The sequence below is a fragment of the Streptomyces sp. NRRL B-24085 genome (genome assembly GCF_001282115.1).
Classification (GTDB): Bacteria; Actinomycetota; Actinomycetes; order Streptomycetales; family Streptomycetaceae; genus Streptomyces.
On sequence record NZ_LJBR01000283.1, the window covers coordinates 1 to 16069 of the forward strand.

Genomic DNA, 16069 nt, shown 5'->3' on the forward strand with positions numbered 1-16069 from the left:
CCCCCGCACGATGCCACTAAGCCCCGCCACCCGGCGCGGCCCCACGGTCTGTGTTCTCGGGAGGACCTGCCATGACCGCCAGTCTGCAGCAGCTGCGCCGCTGCCACTTCGCCGTCGACCTGGGCGCGGCGCGGACGCGGGTCTACGTGAAGGGGGCCGGGCTCGTCGTCGACCAGCCGTCGGCCGCCGCCGTGAACACCCGTACCGGCGCGCTGATCGCGGTCGGCGAGTTCGCCGAGAAGATGACGGGCCGCACCCCCGACTACATCCGCGTCGTCCGGCCCGTCTCCGGCGGCACCGTCGTCGACATCGAGATGGCCCAGCGCATGCTGCGCCACCTGCTCGGCGACAGGATCCGCCGCAACCTGCGCCGCAAGCCCCGGCTGCGGGCCGCCGCCTGCACCCCGCACGACGCCGACCCGCTGGCCCGGCGCGCAGCCATCGAGACCCTGGTCGGGCTCGGGGCACGGCGCGTGGAGCTCGTGGACACCCTCATCGCCGCCGCCGTGGGCTGCGGACTGCCCGTCGAGCGGGCCGAGGCCACCATGATCATGGTGTGCGGGGCGGCCGCCACCCAGGTCGCCGTCCTCTCCCTCGGGTCGATCGTGACCGCGGAGCGCATCCCGGTCGGCGGCGAGGCCGTCGACCACGCGATCGTGCAGCACCTGCGTCACGAGCACGAGCTGATGCTGCCCAGCCAGTCCGTACGGCCGCTCCAGCTCGCCCTCTCGGGCAACGGCCTCACCCCGCAGGGCCCCGCCTCCACCGAGATCCACGGACGGGACGTCGCCACCGGCCTCGCCCGCTCCGTGCGGGTCGACACCGCCGCCGTGCGGGACGCGATCGAGACCCCGCTGACCGCCGTGCTCGACGGCATCGGCCGGGTGCTGCGCAACTGCCCGCCCGACCTCGTGGCCGACCTCGCCGACCGCGGGATCATGATGGTCGGCGGCTCCGCCCTGCTCCCCGGTCTCGACCAGATGCTGCGGCAGGCCACCGGGATGCCGGTGCACATCGCCGAACGGCCCGACGTGTGTGCCGTACAGGGTCTGGGGCACATGCTGGAGGGCAAGATCGAGCCGCTGTCCCTGAACCCGCTGGCCCCCTGACTGAGGCCCCGTCAGACCATCTCGGGCACCCGGGCCCTGCCCTCGGGGTGGAACCGCTCCAGCCGCCGCGGCGGCACGATGCTCGGCAGCAGCATCTCCCACATGAGGGTGGTCTCCTCGGTCAGGTCGGCCCGCCCGCTGAGGACCTGGGAGCTGAGCTGCAGTCCGGTCCAGGAGCCGACGATCAGCCGGGCCACCCGTCCGGGGTCAAGGTCCGCCTTGACGTCCCCGCGCTGCTGGGCCCGGACGAGGCACTCCCGGAAGAGCTCGATCCACCGGGTGTACGGCTCGCTGACCAGGCCCGCCTTGGAGCTCCGGTCGACGGCCAGCCGGATGCCGGCCCGCACCCGGACGTCCGTGACCAGTCGCCGGGCCATGGCGTGCACGATGTCGATGACGGTCTGCATCCCCGGTCTCTCCGGGTCCGTGACCGACTCCAGGGCGGCGAGCTGCTCGTCGACGAGGGCCTGGGCCAGCTCCTCCTTGGAGCCGAAGTGGAAGTAGAGCGCGCCCTTCGTCACCCCGGCCTCCTTGAGGATGTCCCCGAGCGACGTCCCGTGGTACCCCTCGGCGTCGAAGACGCGGGCCGCCCCGTCGAGGATGGCCGACCGGGTGACCTCCGCGCGTTCCTGCCTGACCATGCGCCCACCCCTGACTGTGTCACGACGAGCCCTCGCGATCAGTCTGCCTTCCCGATCAACAAGGAAACCAACCGACTGGTACTTTTCCCGACCACCCGGGCAAACACTGTGCCGGACACAGGGGGGCACCGCGGGCCGTGAACGACGCGCAGTCGGGCGCGGTCGGGCCGGGCGGACACCGTCCGGCGAGACCGGTGTGAGCGGGTGCGCCCCTGTGTGCTCCCCGCCGGCGGGCGCTACGGTGGAGTATCCGACGGCTGTGGGAGGCTCTCTCGTGACGAGCGGAACCGCGACGACCCGACAGGCCGGAACCTCTTCCTCCGTGACCGCACCGGCTCTCACCTCCGTCACCCGGATCGGCGTGACGGGACACCGCAGCATCCCGGGCCCGGTCCTGCCGGGCGTGCGGGCGGAGATGCGCAGACAGCTCGGCGGCGCCCTGGAGGCCCTCTCCTGTCTCGCGGCCGGCGCCGACCAGCTCTTCGCGGACATCGCCCTGGACAGCGGCGTTCCGGTGACGGCGGTGATCCCGGGCATGGACTACGAGGCCCACCTGGACGACGACGCGGCCCGCGCCGGGTACCGCAGGATCCTGGGCGTCTGCGCGAACCGGGTCGAGCTGCCGCCCGAACCGACGCACGAGGAGGCGTACTTCGCGGCGGGCCGCTGGATCGTCGACCACTGCGATCGTCTGGTCGCCGTGTGGGACGGGCGTCCGGCCCGGGGGCTCGGGGGCACCGCCGACGTCGTGGCCTACGCGCGCAGGACGCAGGTCCCGGTCACCGTCCTGTGGGAGCCGGGCGTCCGCCGCGAGCCGTGAGCGCCGACACCCTTGGCGGCACGGTGGTCTGAGCGACCGTCACCGTTGCCGCACGCGGTCCGAGAGACCGTCAACCGCCGAACCTGCCGAGCCAGTCCGAGTGCTGCGGCGACACCAGCCGTTCCGCCTCCGCCACCGCGCGGGCCCACCGGTCCTCGGTCACCGTCGTGCTCATCTCCACCCGCAGGGTCTCCAGATCCTGCTCGACGAGCGAGTGCGCGTAGGTCAGCGGCCGGTGCCTGCGCACCTCCTGCCAGGCCACGCCGGCCGCCGCGGACGCGCTGAACACCCCGGTCAGGTCCCAGCCGCCGAGCATCCCGGCCGCCCGGAGCACGGCAGCGAGCAGGGCCAGCAGGGTCAGCACGGCGGTCACCGACGACCAGCGCACGGAGGCGCGGTGGGCCTGCGCGGCGCGCCGCCGGTACCAGGCGTGCTGCTCCAGTAATCGCTCACGCAGATAGACGTCCCGCCGCACCGGGAAGGGCTTCGCCCGCACCTGCCGCATCACCGGCGTGATCTGGCCCTCGCCGCGGGTGTGGGCGCCGTTCCTGGAGTCCTCCCAGCCCACCTTGCGCATCTCCCGGAGCCGTTCCTCGACCCGCTCCGCGAACAGCGCGTCCGCGTTGGCCACTCGGGAGTGGAAGACACCGCCGTGTACCATGTACTGCCACGCCAGGGACTTCAGCATCTCGGCGACGGCACGATGGGCCTGCCAGCGTGCGCGGGCCCGCCGGCGCGTGGTGCGCAGACCGATGCCGATGGTCAGGGCGTACAGCAGCGCGGCCAGGAACGCCGGGACATGGCTGTCCAGGCGTTCGGCCAGCATGGCCGATGTGGTGGCCGCCAGCAGGACGATCAACTGGGCGCGCACGGCTCGGAAGGATTCACTCTGATGGGTGATCGCGAGTTGATCGTTAACGCGGAAGAGCGGGGGGAGGTCGTCGTCGTTCCATGTGACACCCGGCCCCGGAATACCGACCCTCATGGCCCACCCCCGACAACAGGCTCGCTGGGACATCCGAGTATGGGCGCGTACGCGCCCCCTAGCCATGCTCCGGAGCCCTTCGGCTGGGGTATCGTCCGCCTAAAACCGGGTTGTCTCTGTCTCATGGTTCGATTTCCGACACCGGGCCTCAGGTCTTTTGGGCCGGGGACACGCCGGTCCCCACGGAAGGAGACATCAGACAGATGAAGGCTCAGACGGTCACGGAACGCGCGACGGCCGCCGGTTCCGCTCCCCACGGTCAGCACACCCCGCTGGGTGCGATCGGCTCCACCGCCACGACGAAGGCCGCTGACCGGGTCACGGGTGGTCCGGGAAGGCGTCCGACGACGTTCGACTCGGCGCTGTAGGACGGACGTCCGGCCAGCGACCGCGCGCGCCGTCCACGACGACGTGCGCGGTCGGTGCGCCGCGGACGGCCGGATACCACAACACACCTGTGCGGTATCCCAATTGGCCGGTACTTGGCGTGCGGGGGTGACGGAGCCCGGTAGCGTGTGCTAAGTGACCGTTTCCACGGGGGACCACCCACTTCAGCAACTCGTCCTGAAGATCCACAGTCGGTGCGATCTGGCGTGCGACCACTGCTATGTGTACGAGCACGCGGACAAGAGCTGGAAGACCCGCCCGGTCGTGATCGGCGAGGACACGGTCCGTCGCACGGCGGCCCGGTTCGCCGCGTACGCGCGCGACCACGGCCTGTCCTCCGTGACCGTCATCCTCCACGGCGGCGAGCCCCTGCTGGCCGGCCCCGCCCGACTCCGGTCCATCTGCGCCGAGTTCAGCTCCGCACTCGAAGGCGTCGCCGAGCTGGAGCTGAAGATCCACACCAACGGCATGCAGCTCAGCCGCCGCCACCTGGACGTCTTCCGGGAGTACGGCGTCCTGGTGAGCGTCTCGCTGGACGGCGACCGGGCCGCCAACGACCGGCACCGGCTCGACCGCAGGTACCGGAGCAGCTACCACCGCGTGCTGCGCGCGATCGACCTGCTGCGCACCGAGGAGTACCGGCACCTGTTCGGCGGACTGCTCTGCACGGTGGACGTGGCGAACGACCCCGTCGTCGTGCACGACACCCTGTCGGCCCTCGCGCCGCCCCGCATCGACTACCTGCTGCCGCACTCCACCTGGGACACCCCGCCGCCGCGCGGTGCCTCCGGGTCGGCGACACCGTACGCCGACTGGCTGCTCGCCGTGTTCGACCGCTGGACGGAGCAGGGGCGCAAGGTACGGGTGCGGACCTTCGACTCGGTGCTCAGCACCCTGCGGGGCGGGCCCAGCCTGACCGAGGCCATGGGGCTGGCCCCCTCCGACCTGGCCGTCGTGGAGACGGACGGCTCCTTCGAGCAGGTGGACTCGCTCAAGACGGCCTACGACGGCGCGCCCGCCACGGGGTACCACGTCGACCACCACACGTTCGAACAGGTGGCCCGGCATCCCGGCGTCCAGGCCCGGCAGCGCGGTCTGCTCGGGCTCTCGGAGACCTGCCGCGCGTGCCCGGTGGTGGAGTCCTGCGGCGGCGGTCTCTACGCCCACCGCTACAGCAGCGAACGCGAGTTCGACAATCCATCGGTGTTCTGCGCCGATCTCCGCGCCCTCGTCGACGGGATCGCCGAGCGGATCACCGACCGCTCCCTCTCGCCCGCCGTCCTCGACCCCGCGGCCCTGCGGTTCGCCCGGCAGGAGCTGGACCGCACCCTCCTCGCCTACGCCAACGAGCGGCTGGCCGGGCACCCCGACTGGGACGCGACCTGGCTGGCCCTGCTCAGGCTGGACGCGGACCGGACCGGCGCGGAACACCTCAACCGGGTGCTGTCCCACCCCTACCTGCGGGCCGCCCTGCGGCACGCCGAGGCGGCCCACGTCACCGCGGCCCGCTTCGCCCGGGTCGCCGTGGCGGCGGCCGTCCACGCGCACGCCCCGCTGCGGCTCGCCTGGGAACAGCCGGACCGGGAGCTGCACCTGCCGACCCTCGGCACCCTGACCCTGCCCGCGCCGGGACGGGTGGCGGCCGAGGTGAGCGCACGGGGTCTCGACGTCCGTACCGAGGACGGGACGCGCCACACCGTCGGCGACCAACCCAGCGAGGTCTGGCGGCCGTTGACGGTGCTGAAGGTGGCCGCCACCGAGCCGCTGCTCATCGACGACGCGGACCCCCGCCGTGCGGTCTACCCGGCCCCCGTCACCGGACCGCTGGACCCGGACGAACTCGCCGCGTTCCGCGAGCGGTTGCGGACCGCCTACGAGCTGAGGGCGGAGCGGGGCCCCGAGGCGGACGACGACCGCAACGCCCTGCGCGTGGACGCCGTCACCCCGCTCGTCGCCGGGGCCGGGGTGCTGCTCGCCGTCGACGGCCTGGGCGGGCTCGGGGTCGCCGTCGATGTCGAACCCGCCGCGTTCGTCCGCGAGTTGCCGCGCCTGGGGCGCCGAGCCCGGCTGGCCGCCCTGCGCGCGACGACCGATCTGCACGTGCCGGGCAACCAGGCCGGGCGGCTGCTCACCGAGGCCGTCGACGGTCTGGGGGACGTGGCCTACTGGGGCCGTGGCACCCCCGAGGGCCGCCGGTCCCTGGCCCGGGCCGGCCGCGCCCTGGCCGCGCTGGACGGACTGCCCGACCGCGACCTCACCGAGAGCGGCGAGGTGCTGGCCGCGGAGCTGCGCGCGGAGTGGACGACGATCGCGGGGCAGCCGTGACGGAGACGGTCACCCGGACCGCGCAAGGCCCCACCTCGGTGTCGGCCGCCCGCCAACTAGACGGCCTGTTGGCCGAGTTGCCCCTCCGTCCCGGCGCCCCCCTCATGGTCCACGCCTCCCTGAGCGGCACCGGCCTCTCCCCCACCCGGGTCCGGGACGCGCTGCTCGGCGCGCTCGGTCCGCGCGGCACCCTCGTCGTGCCCGCCTTCACGCCCGAGAACTCGGACAGCTCCCGCGCCCACCGGGCCCTCGTCGCGCACCTCAGCGCCGAGGAGGCCGCGGAATTCCGCGCGTCGATGCTCCCCTTCGAGCCGGACGCCACGCCCTGCCCGTCGATGGGCGCGCTGGCCGAGTGCGTACGGACCACTCCGGGAGCCGTGCGCAGCGCCCACCCGCAGACCTCGCTGGCCGCCATCGGCCCGCGGGCGGCCGAACTGCTCGCCGGACACGACCCGCACTGCCACCTCGGCGAGTGCTCCCCGCTCGCCAGGCTGTACGACGCTGATGCGCAAGTGCTGTTGCTGCGCGTGGGGTTCGAGGTGTGCAGCGCCTTCCATCTCGCCGAGTACCGCATGACCCCGCGACCGCCCCTGCGGCAGTACCGCTGCGTGCTGGGCGACAAGGGAAACTGGGTCACCTACGAGGATCTGACCTTGGACGACGGTGACTTCGCGGAGGCCGGCGCACGGCTTCCGGATGAACTCCTCGTGCGGCGGGAATGGTCCGGAAGACCGGTCACGCTGTTCGGAATGCGGGCCGCCGTCGACGACGTACGCGATCAACTGTCCAGATCTCGTCTCCGGAATGACCTGAAATAAGCGATCCGTCTGGCCTTTCGGTCGGGCACATTGTTCTTCCGGTTCCAGGTGGCTCCGGCTACGGGGTCACCGACGCGCAGGGGGGCGTGTTGGACACACCTGACGGGGAGTGGGGGCAGGCACCGGCCGAGGGGCAGCCCTATTTCTTCCTCAGCTACGCCCACACCCCGCCGTGGGGATCGGGCGGCGGCGACCCCGACCACTGGGTGCACCAGCTCTACCGGGACCTGTGCAACCACATCATGGCCCTGACCGACCTGCCCGCCGGTGCCGAAGTCGGCTTCATAGACCGGGAGATGGGTTCCGGGGTCGGCTGGCCGCGCAAGCTCAGCGAGAACCTCGCCCGCTGCCGCGTCTTCGTGCCGCTGCTGTCACCGCGCTACTTCACCAGCGAGATGTGCGGCCGGGAACTGTACGCGTTCAACGAACGCCTCCTGCACGCCAAGGCCGCCGGCGGACGCGAGGTGTCCGCCATCGTCCCGGCCCTGTGGACGCGCGTCGACTTCCAGCAACTGCCCGACTCCATACGCCACATACACCTGGACCGCACGACCTTCGGCGACCGTTACGCCACCAACGGCTTCTACGGGCTCATCAAGCTCAGCAGACTGCGCGACGAGTACGAGGAGACCGTCCTCACCCTCGCCCAGCGCATCGTCCAGGTCGCCGAGGAGTCACCGCTGCCACCCGGCCGGCTGCGCGACTACGAGTCCACCCCGAGCGCGTTCCGGCCGCGCGGCGAGGAACCCCGGCACATCCATCTGACGGTGGCCGCGCCCACCCTCGACAGCATGCCCGAGGACCGGGACCCGCGCCCGTACGGCGAGGACCCGCTGGACTGGAACCCGTACCACTCCGAGTCGACGCGCCCGCTGCCCGCCCTGGCGGAGGAGCTGATCCGCTCGCTGGACTACCGGCCCACGGTCTCCTCCTTCGACGACGAGGACACCGAGGGCCCGCTCTCCGCCGGCGAGGAGGGCGGCAAGACGGGCCGCCCGCGCATCCTGCTCGTCGACCGGTGGACGCTGACGGACGAGGAACGGCGGCGCAGGCTCAAGGCGTTCGACGCACAGGCCCAGCCGTGGGTGAGCGCGGTCGTCCCCTGGAACCGCGCCGACCTCCAGTGCCACAGCGACGAGGGGCAGCGCCTGACCACGGAGTTCGAGCGCACCCTGCCCCTGCTGCTGGAACGCGGCAGGCGCACCGACTGCCGTACCGCGGTCAACGGCATCCCCACCCTCAAGGCGTTCACCGACGTGCTGCCCACCGTCGTGGCGCACACCACCCGGCAGTACCTGAAACACGCGGAGGCCCATCCGCCGCCGGGTCCGCACGTGCCCAGGCCCCGTCTGCTGGGCCCCATCCGGCCGCCGTACCCCGAAGGCGGACCCGACCACGGAGGAGAAGCATGACGGGCCCGCGCGACGGACGAGTGATCACGTTCTATTCGTACAAAGGCGGCACGGGCCGCACCATGGCGCTGGCCAACACCGCCTGGATCCTGGCCGCCAACGGCAAACGGGTGCTCGCCGTCGACTGGGACCTGGAGGCGCCGGGCCTGCACCGCTTCTTCCACCCGTTCCTCGACCCCAAGGCGCTGTCCGCGACGCCGGGCGTCATCAACATCATCCAGGACTACGCCTGGGCCGCGACCACCGGAACCCAGCGCCCCGACGACTGGCACCTGTCCTACGCCCAGGTCGAGCAGCACGCCGTCTCCATCCGCCCCGAACGCTTCGACCTGCACTTCCCCGAGGGCGGCTCGCTGGACTTCCTGTCCGCGGGCCGACAGGACCGGGCCTACTCGGCGGCGGTCACCTCGTTCGAGTGGGACAACTTCTACGAACGCCTCGGCGGCGGCACCTTCCTCAGGGCCCTGCGGGCCAGCATGAAGGCGACGTACGACTACGTCCTGATCGACAGCCGCACCGGCCTGTCCGACAACGCCGACATCTGCACCATGGAGATGCCCGACGTCCTCGTGGACTGCTTCACGCTGAGCGACCAGGCGCTGGAGGGCGCCGCGGTCGTCGCCCGCAGCGTCGAGGAGGGCTACCGGCCGCGCCGGATACGGGTGCTGCCGGTGCCGATGCGCATCGACGAGGGCGAGAAGGAGAAGGTGGACGCGGGCCGCGCGCTGGCCCGGATGCGGTTCGAGGGGCTGCCCAAGGGGGCGGACGGCCGGCCGCTGAGCCAGGAGGAGCTCAGCGCCTACTGGGGCAACGTCGAGATCCCGTACCGCCCTTACTACGCCTACGAGGAGACGCTCGCCACCGTCGGCGACGAGAGCGGTATCGCCAACTCGCTGCTGTCCGCGTTCGAGCGGCTCACCGCCGTCATCTCCGACCGCGAGGTCACCTCGCTGCCGCAGATCCCCGAACCGGTCCGGCTGCGCTGCCGGGACGCCTACCTCAGGCGCCGGCCGCTGACCAGCGTGGCCGACGTCGTGGTGGCGTACGCGGCGGAGAAGCGGATGTGGGCCGACTGGGTCGAGTACCTGCTGAAGCGGGCGGGCTGCGAGGTCACCCTGCACGAGATCTCCACCGGCCCGGTCGAGCCGGCGGAGAGCACCGCCCACACCGTGGTGCTGCTGTCGAAGACCTTCCAGGAGTCCCGGTACGCCGACTCCGTGTGGCGGGCCCTCGGCGAGCGGCCCGCGGACGGCGCGCGCGGCTCGGTGGTGCCGCTGCGCGTCGAGGAGGTCCCGCTCCCGGAGCCCTGCACCGACCTGCACCGGCTCGACGAGACGGAGTGCGTGGCCGCGCTCCAGCGTGCCCTGGAACTGCCGTTGCAGCAGGCGGAGAGCAGCCCGACGGCCCCCCGCTTCCCCGGCATCACCCCGGGCATCTGGAACGCGCCCCAGCGCAACACGACCTTCACCGGCCGCGCCCCGATCATGGACCGGATCCGCACCCAGCTCGGCGAGCTGTCCGGGCCGCCGCAGCCGCAGGCGCTGTTCGGGCTTGGCGGGGTGGGCAAGACCCAGCTCGCCATCGAGTACGTGCACCGGTTCATGGCCGACTACGACCTCGTGTGGTGGATGTCCGCCGAGCACGTCGACGACGTGGTCGCCTCGCTCGCCGAACTCGCCCCGCTGATAGGCGCCACGGGCACCGAGGAGGACATGACGAAGGCCAGCCAGGAAGCCGTGCAGCGGCTGTCCCGGGGCCTGCCGACCAAGCGCTGGATCCTGGTCTTCGACAACGCCGGCGACCCCGCGGAGCTGGCCCGCTACTTCCCCACCGGGGACGGCGGCCACATCCTCGTCACCTCCCGCAACCAGGCCTGGTCGCAGCACGGCGCGTCCCAGCAGATCGACGTCTTCGAGCGCAAGGAGAGCATCGAGCACCTGACCCGGCGCACCGAGGGCGGTCTGACGGCCGAGGACGCCGACCGGGTGGCGGAGGCCGTCGGCGACCTGCCGCTGGCGGTCGAGCAGGCGGCGGCCTGGCTGGCCGAGACCGCCACCCCGATCGAGGACTACCTGCGGCAGCTGGCCCGGCAGACCACCGAGGTCCTGGACCTCAACCAGCCGCCCGACTACCCGCGGACGGTCGCGGCGACCTGGAACGTCTCGATCGAGCAGCTGGAGAAACGATCACCGGCTGCGGTACGGCTGCTCCAGCTGTGCGCCTTCCTCGCCCCCGAGCCGATCTCCCAGCAGTTGCTCTACAGCAAGGAGATGATCACGGCACTCAAGCCGTACGACCCCTCCCTCCAGGAGAGTCTGCTGCTCGGCCGGGTCATCCGGGAGATCGGCCGGTTCGCGCTCGCCAAGGTCGACCAGAAGACCAACAGCCTCCAGGTGCACCGGCTGGTGCAGGCCGTGATCCGCTCCCAGATGCCCGAGGAGAAGCAGCGGGAGGCCCGGCACGTCGTGCACACCGTCCTGGCGGGCGCCCGGCCCGACGGCGACGAACCCATCGACGACCCGACCACCTGGCCCCGCTTCGCCGTCATCTGGCCGCATCTGGCCGCCTCCGACGCCCGCAACTGCCGTGAGGCCGACACCCGCCGACTGCTCATCGACCGGGTCCGCTACCAGTGGAAGCGCGGTGACTTCCTGGCCGCGCGGCGCCTCGCGGAGGACCTGCTCCAGCACTGGAAGCCGGTCCTCGGGGAGGACGACGTCTACTACCTCTACCTGCGCTTCCACCTCGCCAACGTGCTGCGCTCACAAGGGCGTTACGTGGAGGCCCGGGAGATAGGGGAGGACCTGCTGGAGCGGCAGCGCCGGGAACTGGGCGAGCAGCACCCGCACACGTACGCCACCATGTCCGCGCTCTCCAGCGACCTGGCCGCCCTCGGCGAGTACACCAAGGCCGTCGAGCTGGCCAAGGAGGCGCACACCGGTTTCAGCGAGATCTTCCACGAGTCGCACCGGCGCACCCTCAGCGCGGCCAACAACCTCGCCCTCGCGCTGCGGATGGTGGGCAACTACGGCGAGGCCCGCGGCATCGACCAGGACACCCTCGACCGGCGCATGGCCGTCCTCGGTCCCGACCACCCGTACACGCTGGCCTCGGCCGAACGCCTCGGCCGGGACCTGCGGGAGGTCGGCCGGTACGCGGAGTCCGTGTCGATCCTGTCGCGCACGTACGCGGCCCACAAACGGATCCTGACCGTGGAGTTCCCCGGCACCCTGCGCTGCGCCAAGTCCCTGGCGGTGTCGCTGCGCCGCAACGGCCAGCTGGAGGACGCCCGGCGGCTGACCGAGGCGACCCGCAAGCGGTACAAGGACCAGTACGCGGCCCCGACCCCCGACTCGCTCGCCTGCGACCTGAACCTGGCGGCCGACCTGTTCGCGGCCGACGAACGGGACCGGGCCCGCGAGGTGGCCAGGGACGTGCTCGCCGAGTACATGAAGGTGCCGGGCGAGGCCCACCCGTACACCCAGGCGGCCCTGAACAACCTGGGGATCTTCCACTGGGGCTGCGGGGACCTGGACGAGGCGGAGGCGGTGTTCCTGAAGGTGCTGCCCCGCATGGCGGAGGTGCTGGGCGAGCACCATCCGCACGCCGTGTTCTGCAGCGTGAACTACGCCAACGTCCTCTACGACCAGGGCCGTTACGAGGAGGCGCGGGAACGGGACGAGGCCGCGCTGCCGGTGCTGCGCGGGACCCTCGGCGGCCACCACCCCGAGACGCTCGCCGTGGTCACCAACCTGGGGCTCACCCTGCGCGCCCTGGGCCGGGAGAGCGAGGCCCGGGCCCTGCGGGAGGAGGCGATGGCGGAACTGCGCCTGCTGCTCGGCGAGGACAACGGCATCACCCTCCTGGCCGGCCGCGAACGGCGGATCTACCGGGATCTGGAGCCCCTGTCGGTGTGAGCGGGGGCGGGGCGGCGCCGGATGCCCGCGGTGCCGTCCACCCGCCCGTCAGTTCGCGCGTGCGTCGGTGAGCAGCCAGTCCAGTACGGCGGGCAGGGCGCGCAGCGCGGCGAAGTGGGCCGAGGTGGGTTCCAGGACGGCCGTGGCGCGGGGAATGCGGTCGGCGAGCCAGGAGGCGTGCGAGGCCGGGGAGAACACGTCGTCCTTGCCGTGCCACAGCAGCACCGGCACCTTGATGCGGGCCGGGTCGAAACCCCAGGAGGCGGTGAGGGCGAGGGCGTCGTCGATCCAGCCGTACGGTGAAGTGCGCAGCGCCTCGCGGTAGTTGCGCAGCAGCATCGAACGGATGGTGTTGTCCGAGACGATCAGCCGGTCGTCGGCGGTGAGATCCTCGCGCAGTTCCTCCAGCAGCCGCGCCGGGTTGCTGCGGATGGCGGCAGAGCGCGGGATGATCCCGGCGGCGAACCGCTCGGGGTCGGAGGCGGCCGTGCTCAGGGCGGCGACGTTGGACGGCGCCATTCCGGCGTACCAGTCCAGGCCCTCGGCGTCACGCGGTGCCCAGCCCACCATCGCCGCCGCCCGGGTGACCCGGTCGGGCAGCAGCGCGGCGCAGGCCAGGGCGTGCGGGGCGCCGGCGGACCGGCCGGCCACCGCGAATCGGTCCAGTTCGAGTGCGTCGGCGACATCGGCGACGTCCTGGGCCACGTCCGCCACCCGGCGGCGCGGCATCCGGTCCGAACCGCCGTACCCGGGGCGGTCGTAGCTGATGAGGCGGGCGCCGCGCTGGTGGAGGAACATCGAGCGGGGTTTGGGCCCCACCCGGCTGCCCGGCATGCCGTGCAGGAGGAACACGGGGCGTCCGTGCGGATCCCCCGAGACCTCCACCCGTAACCGTCGTCCGTCCGCCGTGCGCACATGGTCGGGCACCGCCGCGCTCCCCCCACCCGAGGCCTTGACCGGGCCACGCTGCCCGAACCTTGCCCACGCGGGCGTACGGCGAAACGAATTCGCAGGTCAAAGGGGGACCGGGGCGGGGCGGACCGGCGCAGTTCGGCCATCGCGGCGAGGCCCGCCCGGGCCGGCGGCGGGAACCGGCGGCCGGGGCGCGCGGCCCTCAGAGGGCGAACCAGCAGCGGACCGTCGTGCCGTCCGGCCCGGTGTGCAGCCGTACGAGGTCGGCGACGAGGTTGACCATCAGCAGGCCGCGGCCGCCCAACTGGTCCCGGGCGGGCGGGCGGCGGCCGGCCAGCGGGTCGGTGAGGTGCCCCCGGTCGCGGACCTCGCACACCACGTACCCGTCCTCGGCCCACACCCGCAGCCGCCCCGAACCGCCGCCGTGCACCACGCTGTTGGTGGTCAGCTCGGCGACGGCCAGCGCCAGGTCGTCGATCCGGGGCCGCACGAGCCCGAACCGCTCGGCCGCGTCGGACGCGAAGTGTCGCATGTCGCCGAGCACATCGGCGACGAAGGCGTGGGCGGCCGCGTCCGGGGTTGGAGGCAGCGGGGCGTTGCAGCGGGCGTGCACGCCCTCGGCGTCGTAGCGTCCGCTCCGCTCCTCGCGTCCGGAGCCGGCGTCGACGACCACGGGGTGGGTGGCGTAGGCGTCGGCGACGGCCTGCGGGTCGAGGCGCCCGGTGTCGTAGGGGCACAGGACGGTGACGGCGCGGCCCCGGAAGGCGGTGTTGATCAGCGCCTCGTGCTGGAGGCAGGCGGGGTACTCGACGGCCGAGCGTCCGGCCCAGACCGGTTCGCCGACGATCCGCACCCGGGTGTCCGGCGGCTGGGCGTCGGCGAAGGCGCGCAGCACCCCCGGGATGATCCGGCCGGGGTTGCGTCCGGCCTCCCGCATGTCGAGGAAGCGCACGGCCTTCTCGGCGCCGATCTCCGCCTTCAGCAGCCGCAGGTTCTCGGTGGGCACGGCCACGGCCACCGGTTCACCGTCCGCGAGCGCCTTGTGCACGAACGGCACCACTCCGGCGAGGTACTCCCGCTCGTCGCGGTAGAAGAGCGCGGGATGCACGAACGGATCGGTGGTCCCGGCGACGGCGGCGGTGTTCATGGCGTCACCGCCCGCCCGCGCGCCGGGGGGCGGCGGTGTGCCGCCCGGTACCGGATCCTCACTCCGACTCCCCACTGCCGACCCGACTCCGGCCCTTCCGATACGTCTCCCCTCCCGGAACGTCTCCTGTCACTGCCTGGTCCAGACCGCGTCTACCCCCGGAGTGCGCCCGTCACGCCCCGGCGGCCCTGGTGTACTCCCCCACGGGCCGGGCAGGCGCATCCCAGCACCGGCGGATCCGCACAGCCACGCCCGGAGCGGGATCCGGCGGCTATCGGTGACTCAACGTCGTGACGACTGTGGGGAGCAGCGAGGCGGACATGAGGTCAGCGACGCACACATCACTAGCGGGGCGGCTGAACACCCTGACCGTCGACGGCAGCGTGGACGGGGACGGGGCCGTGCTCCTGCCCCGCGGCGATCTGGTCCACGGCTGTACGGACATCCTGGCCAGGAGTCTGGCCCGACTGCCGGACGGCGTCCGCCGGGTGGACCTGGACATGTCCGGCGTGGCCTTCATGGACACGGCGGGGCTGCAGTTCCTGGAGGTCCTGGACACCTGGGCCCGCCGCCGTCACGCGCGGGTGTCGGCGACCGGCTGGACCGAACAGCCGCGCGGGGTCCTGGAGATGGCCGGTCTGGATCCCGACGACCCGCTGCACGGCCCGGGGACGCGCCGGGAGACCGTGCCCTCCGTCGTGGTCCTGGAGCGCACCCAGCAGCTCGACAAGCTGCGCACGGAGGTCGAGCAGCTCCGGCAGGCGATCGCCAGCCGCCCGGTCATCGACCAGGCGCGCGGGGTCCTGATGGCCACCCACGCCTGCTCCCCGGACCAGGCGTGGGACGTCCTGCGGGAGGCCTCCCAGCTCTCCAACACCAAGCTGCGCAAGGTCGCCGCGGTGGTCGCGGCCGGTGCCGGGGGCGGTGGCCCGGTGCCGTCGCCGGAGCTGCGCCGGGCGCTGCGGACGGCGATCGACCGCTGTCTGGACTGACCGGCGGCCGGGGGGGACCCGGGTCAGTACGGCAGCAGCCGCCCCGACGGGGTCCTGCGGTCGATCTCGGGCTGCCGGGTGTCACGGGAGGACGAGGGCCGGCGGCTCACGCGAACGCGGATCTGGCGGTTCATGGCGCCCTCCTCGGGCCTTGGCTGCTGTTCCCCGACACGGACCAGCCTCGTCCCCGAGTCCCGCCCGCACATCGTGCCCACGGAGGCACCTGTCCTGCCTCCCCGGGGCGACCGCACCACCTCCCGCTACTCCCGGGGGAGGAGAACTACCCCCGAGAACGCCCGATCAAGCCTTGGCCGGCAGGACGCGCGGGAACACCGGCCCGCGCGCGAGGCGCACACTGGAGGGACGCGGCGGCCGGAAGCCGGTTCTCCGCGCTCCCGTGGGCGGGTTCGCGGGGACCGGGCACACGCACGTCAGGAGGGGCCATGCGCACAGCCACAGCTCCGGACGCGCCCGCGCCCCGAGCCGCACGGTGGCTCGCGGCCGGACCAACTGCGGGCGCTCCGCGCGGTGCTGGACGAGGCCGTGGCCGCGCAGGGGCCGGCCGACGAGGCGGTGGCCGCCTGCGGTGAGCCCGGCCCGGTGC

General features: G+C 72.8%; 13 protein-coding genes. 8 read left to right on the forward strand and 5 right to left on the reverse strand.

All coding sequences use genetic code 11. The features are described 5' to 3' along the window. The first annotated feature begins 71 nt into the window (after positions 1-71). Positions 72-1109: a rod shape-determining protein gene (locus tag AOJ26_RS28280; RefSeq protein ID WP_053851192.1), complete on the forward strand. Its 1038-nt coding sequence runs from the start codon at positions 72-74 to the stop codon at positions 1107-1109. Between the two features lie 11 nt (positions 1110-1120). Here AOJ26_RS28280 and AOJ26_RS28285 read toward each other — a convergent pair whose 3' ends face one another. Next, complete coding sequence (locus AOJ26_RS28285; protein ID WP_053851193.1) at positions 1121-1750, reverse strand: ScbR family autoregulator-binding transcription factor; 630 nt, start codon at positions 1748-1750, stop codon at positions 1121-1123. A gap of 322 nt (positions 1751-2072) precedes the next feature. Between AOJ26_RS28285 and AOJ26_RS28290 the strand changes: the two genes are divergently transcribed. After that, a complete protein-coding gene (locus AOJ26_RS28290; protein WP_053851194.1) occupies positions 2073-2570 on the forward strand; it encodes a hypothetical protein in 498 nt (165 codons plus the stop codon). A gap of 70 nt (positions 2571-2640) precedes the next feature. On the opposite strand, the gene AOJ26_RS28295 is transcribed toward AOJ26_RS28290, so the two are convergent. Then, the gene (locus AOJ26_RS28295) at positions 2641-3555 is read right to left on the reverse strand and encodes a DUF4231 domain-containing protein (RefSeq protein ID WP_053851195.1); all 915 of its coding nucleotides are present in this window, start codon (positions 3553-3555) and stop codon (positions 2641-2643) included. Positions 3556-3758: 203 nt separating this feature from the next. Here AOJ26_RS28295 and AOJ26_RS43605 point away from each other — a divergent pair, with 203 nt between their 5' ends. The 5 genes from AOJ26_RS43605 to fxsT all read left to right on the forward strand — a co-directional run bounded on the left by AOJ26_RS43605 (position 3759) and on the right by fxsT (position 12414). Next, on the forward strand, positions 3759-3923 hold the full coding sequence (locus AOJ26_RS43605; RefSeq protein ID WP_159044409.1) for a hypothetical protein: 165 nt from the start codon (positions 3759-3761) through the stop codon (positions 3921-3923). 154 nt (positions 3924-4077) lie between these two features. Beyond that, positions 4078-6267 (forward strand): radical SAM/SPASM protein FxsBH, inactivated beta-hydroxylase extension form, encoded by a 2190-nt coding sequence (gene fxsBH / locus AOJ26_RS28300; RefSeq protein ID WP_053851196.1) that lies wholly within the window; start codon positions 4078-4080, stop codon positions 6265-6267. 104 nt (positions 6268-6371) lie between these two features. Beyond that, on the forward strand, positions 6372-7085 hold the full coding sequence (locus AOJ26_RS28305) for an AAC(3) family N-acetyltransferase (RefSeq protein ID WP_078960055.1): 714 nt from the start codon (positions 6372-6374) through the stop codon (positions 7083-7085). 89 nt (positions 7086-7174) lie between these two features. Continuing rightward, on the forward strand, positions 7175-8497 hold the full coding sequence (locus AOJ26_RS28310; protein ID WP_159044411.1) for a TIR-like protein FxsC: 1323 nt from the start codon (positions 7175-7177) through the stop codon (positions 8495-8497). Continuing rightward, on the forward strand, positions 8494-12414 hold the full coding sequence (gene fxsT / locus AOJ26_RS28315) for an FxSxx-COOH system tetratricopeptide repeat protein (protein ID WP_078960054.1): 3921 nt from the start codon (positions 8494-8496) through the stop codon (positions 12412-12414). Before AOJ26_RS28310 ends, fxsT begins: the two co-directional genes overlap by 4 nt. A 48-nt stretch (positions 12415-12462) precedes the next feature. Here fxsT and AOJ26_RS28320 read toward each other — a convergent pair whose 3' ends face one another. Together AOJ26_RS28320 and AOJ26_RS28325 are read right to left on the reverse strand one after the other, a co-directional pair. After that, positions 12463-13341 carry an alpha/beta fold hydrolase gene (locus AOJ26_RS28320; protein WP_053851197.1) on the reverse strand — a complete coding sequence of 293 codons (879 nt, stop codon included), beginning with the start codon at positions 13339-13341 and terminating at the stop codon, positions 12463-12465. A 187-nt stretch (positions 13342-13528) separates the two neighbouring features. Further along, complete coding sequence (locus AOJ26_RS28325; RefSeq protein ID WP_053851198.1) at positions 13529-14473, reverse strand: anti-sigma factor RsbA family regulatory protein; 945 nt, start codon at positions 14471-14473, stop codon at positions 13529-13531. 320 nt (positions 14474-14793) lie between these two features. On the opposite strand from AOJ26_RS28325, the gene AOJ26_RS28330 reads away from it, so the two are divergent. Beyond that, the gene (locus tag AOJ26_RS28330) at positions 14794-15465 is read left to right on the forward strand and encodes an ANTAR domain-containing response regulator (protein WP_053851199.1); all 672 of its coding nucleotides are present in this window, start codon (positions 14794-14796) and stop codon (positions 15463-15465) included. Positions 15466-15765: 300 nt separating this feature from the next. Here AOJ26_RS28330 and AOJ26_RS44570 read toward each other — a convergent pair. Then, the coding region (locus tag AOJ26_RS44570) for a hypothetical protein (RefSeq protein WP_218780921.1) at positions 15766-16069 on the reverse strand (304 nt) is incomplete at its 5' end.

What these genes read in the sequence shown, in the direction of transcription:
- AOJ26_RS28305 (WP_078960055.1), top strand. Translation starts at nt 6,372, where the DNA reads ATGGTCCACGCCTCCCTGAGCGGCACCGGCCTCTCCCCCACCCGGGTC.
- AOJ26_RS28330 (WP_053851199.1), top strand. Translation starts at nt 14,794, where the DNA reads ATGAGGTCAGCGACGCACACATCACTAGCGGGGCGGCTGAACACCCTG.
- fxsT (WP_078960054.1), top strand. Translation starts at nt 8,494, where the DNA reads ATGACGGGCCCGCGCGACGGACGAGTGATCACGTTCTATTCGTACAAA.
- AOJ26_RS28285 (WP_053851193.1), bottom strand. Translation starts at nt 1,750, where the DNA reads ATGGTCAGGCAGGAACGCGCGGAGGTCACCCGGTCGGCCATCCTCGAC.
- AOJ26_RS28280 (WP_053851192.1), top strand. Translation starts at nt 72, where the DNA reads ATGACCGCCAGTCTGCAGCAGCTGCGCCGCTGCCACTTCGCCGTCGAC.
- AOJ26_RS43605 (WP_159044409.1), top strand. Translation starts at nt 3,759, where the DNA reads ATGAAGGCTCAGACGGTCACGGAACGCGCGACGGCCGCCGGTTCCGCT.
- AOJ26_RS28295 (WP_053851195.1), bottom strand. Translation starts at nt 3,555, where the DNA reads ATGAGGGTCGGTATTCCGGGGCCGGGTGTCACATGGAACGACGACGAC.
- AOJ26_RS28325 (WP_053851198.1), bottom strand. Translation starts at nt 14,473, where the DNA reads ATGAACACCGCCGCCGTCGCCGGGACCACCGATCCGTTCGTGCATCCC.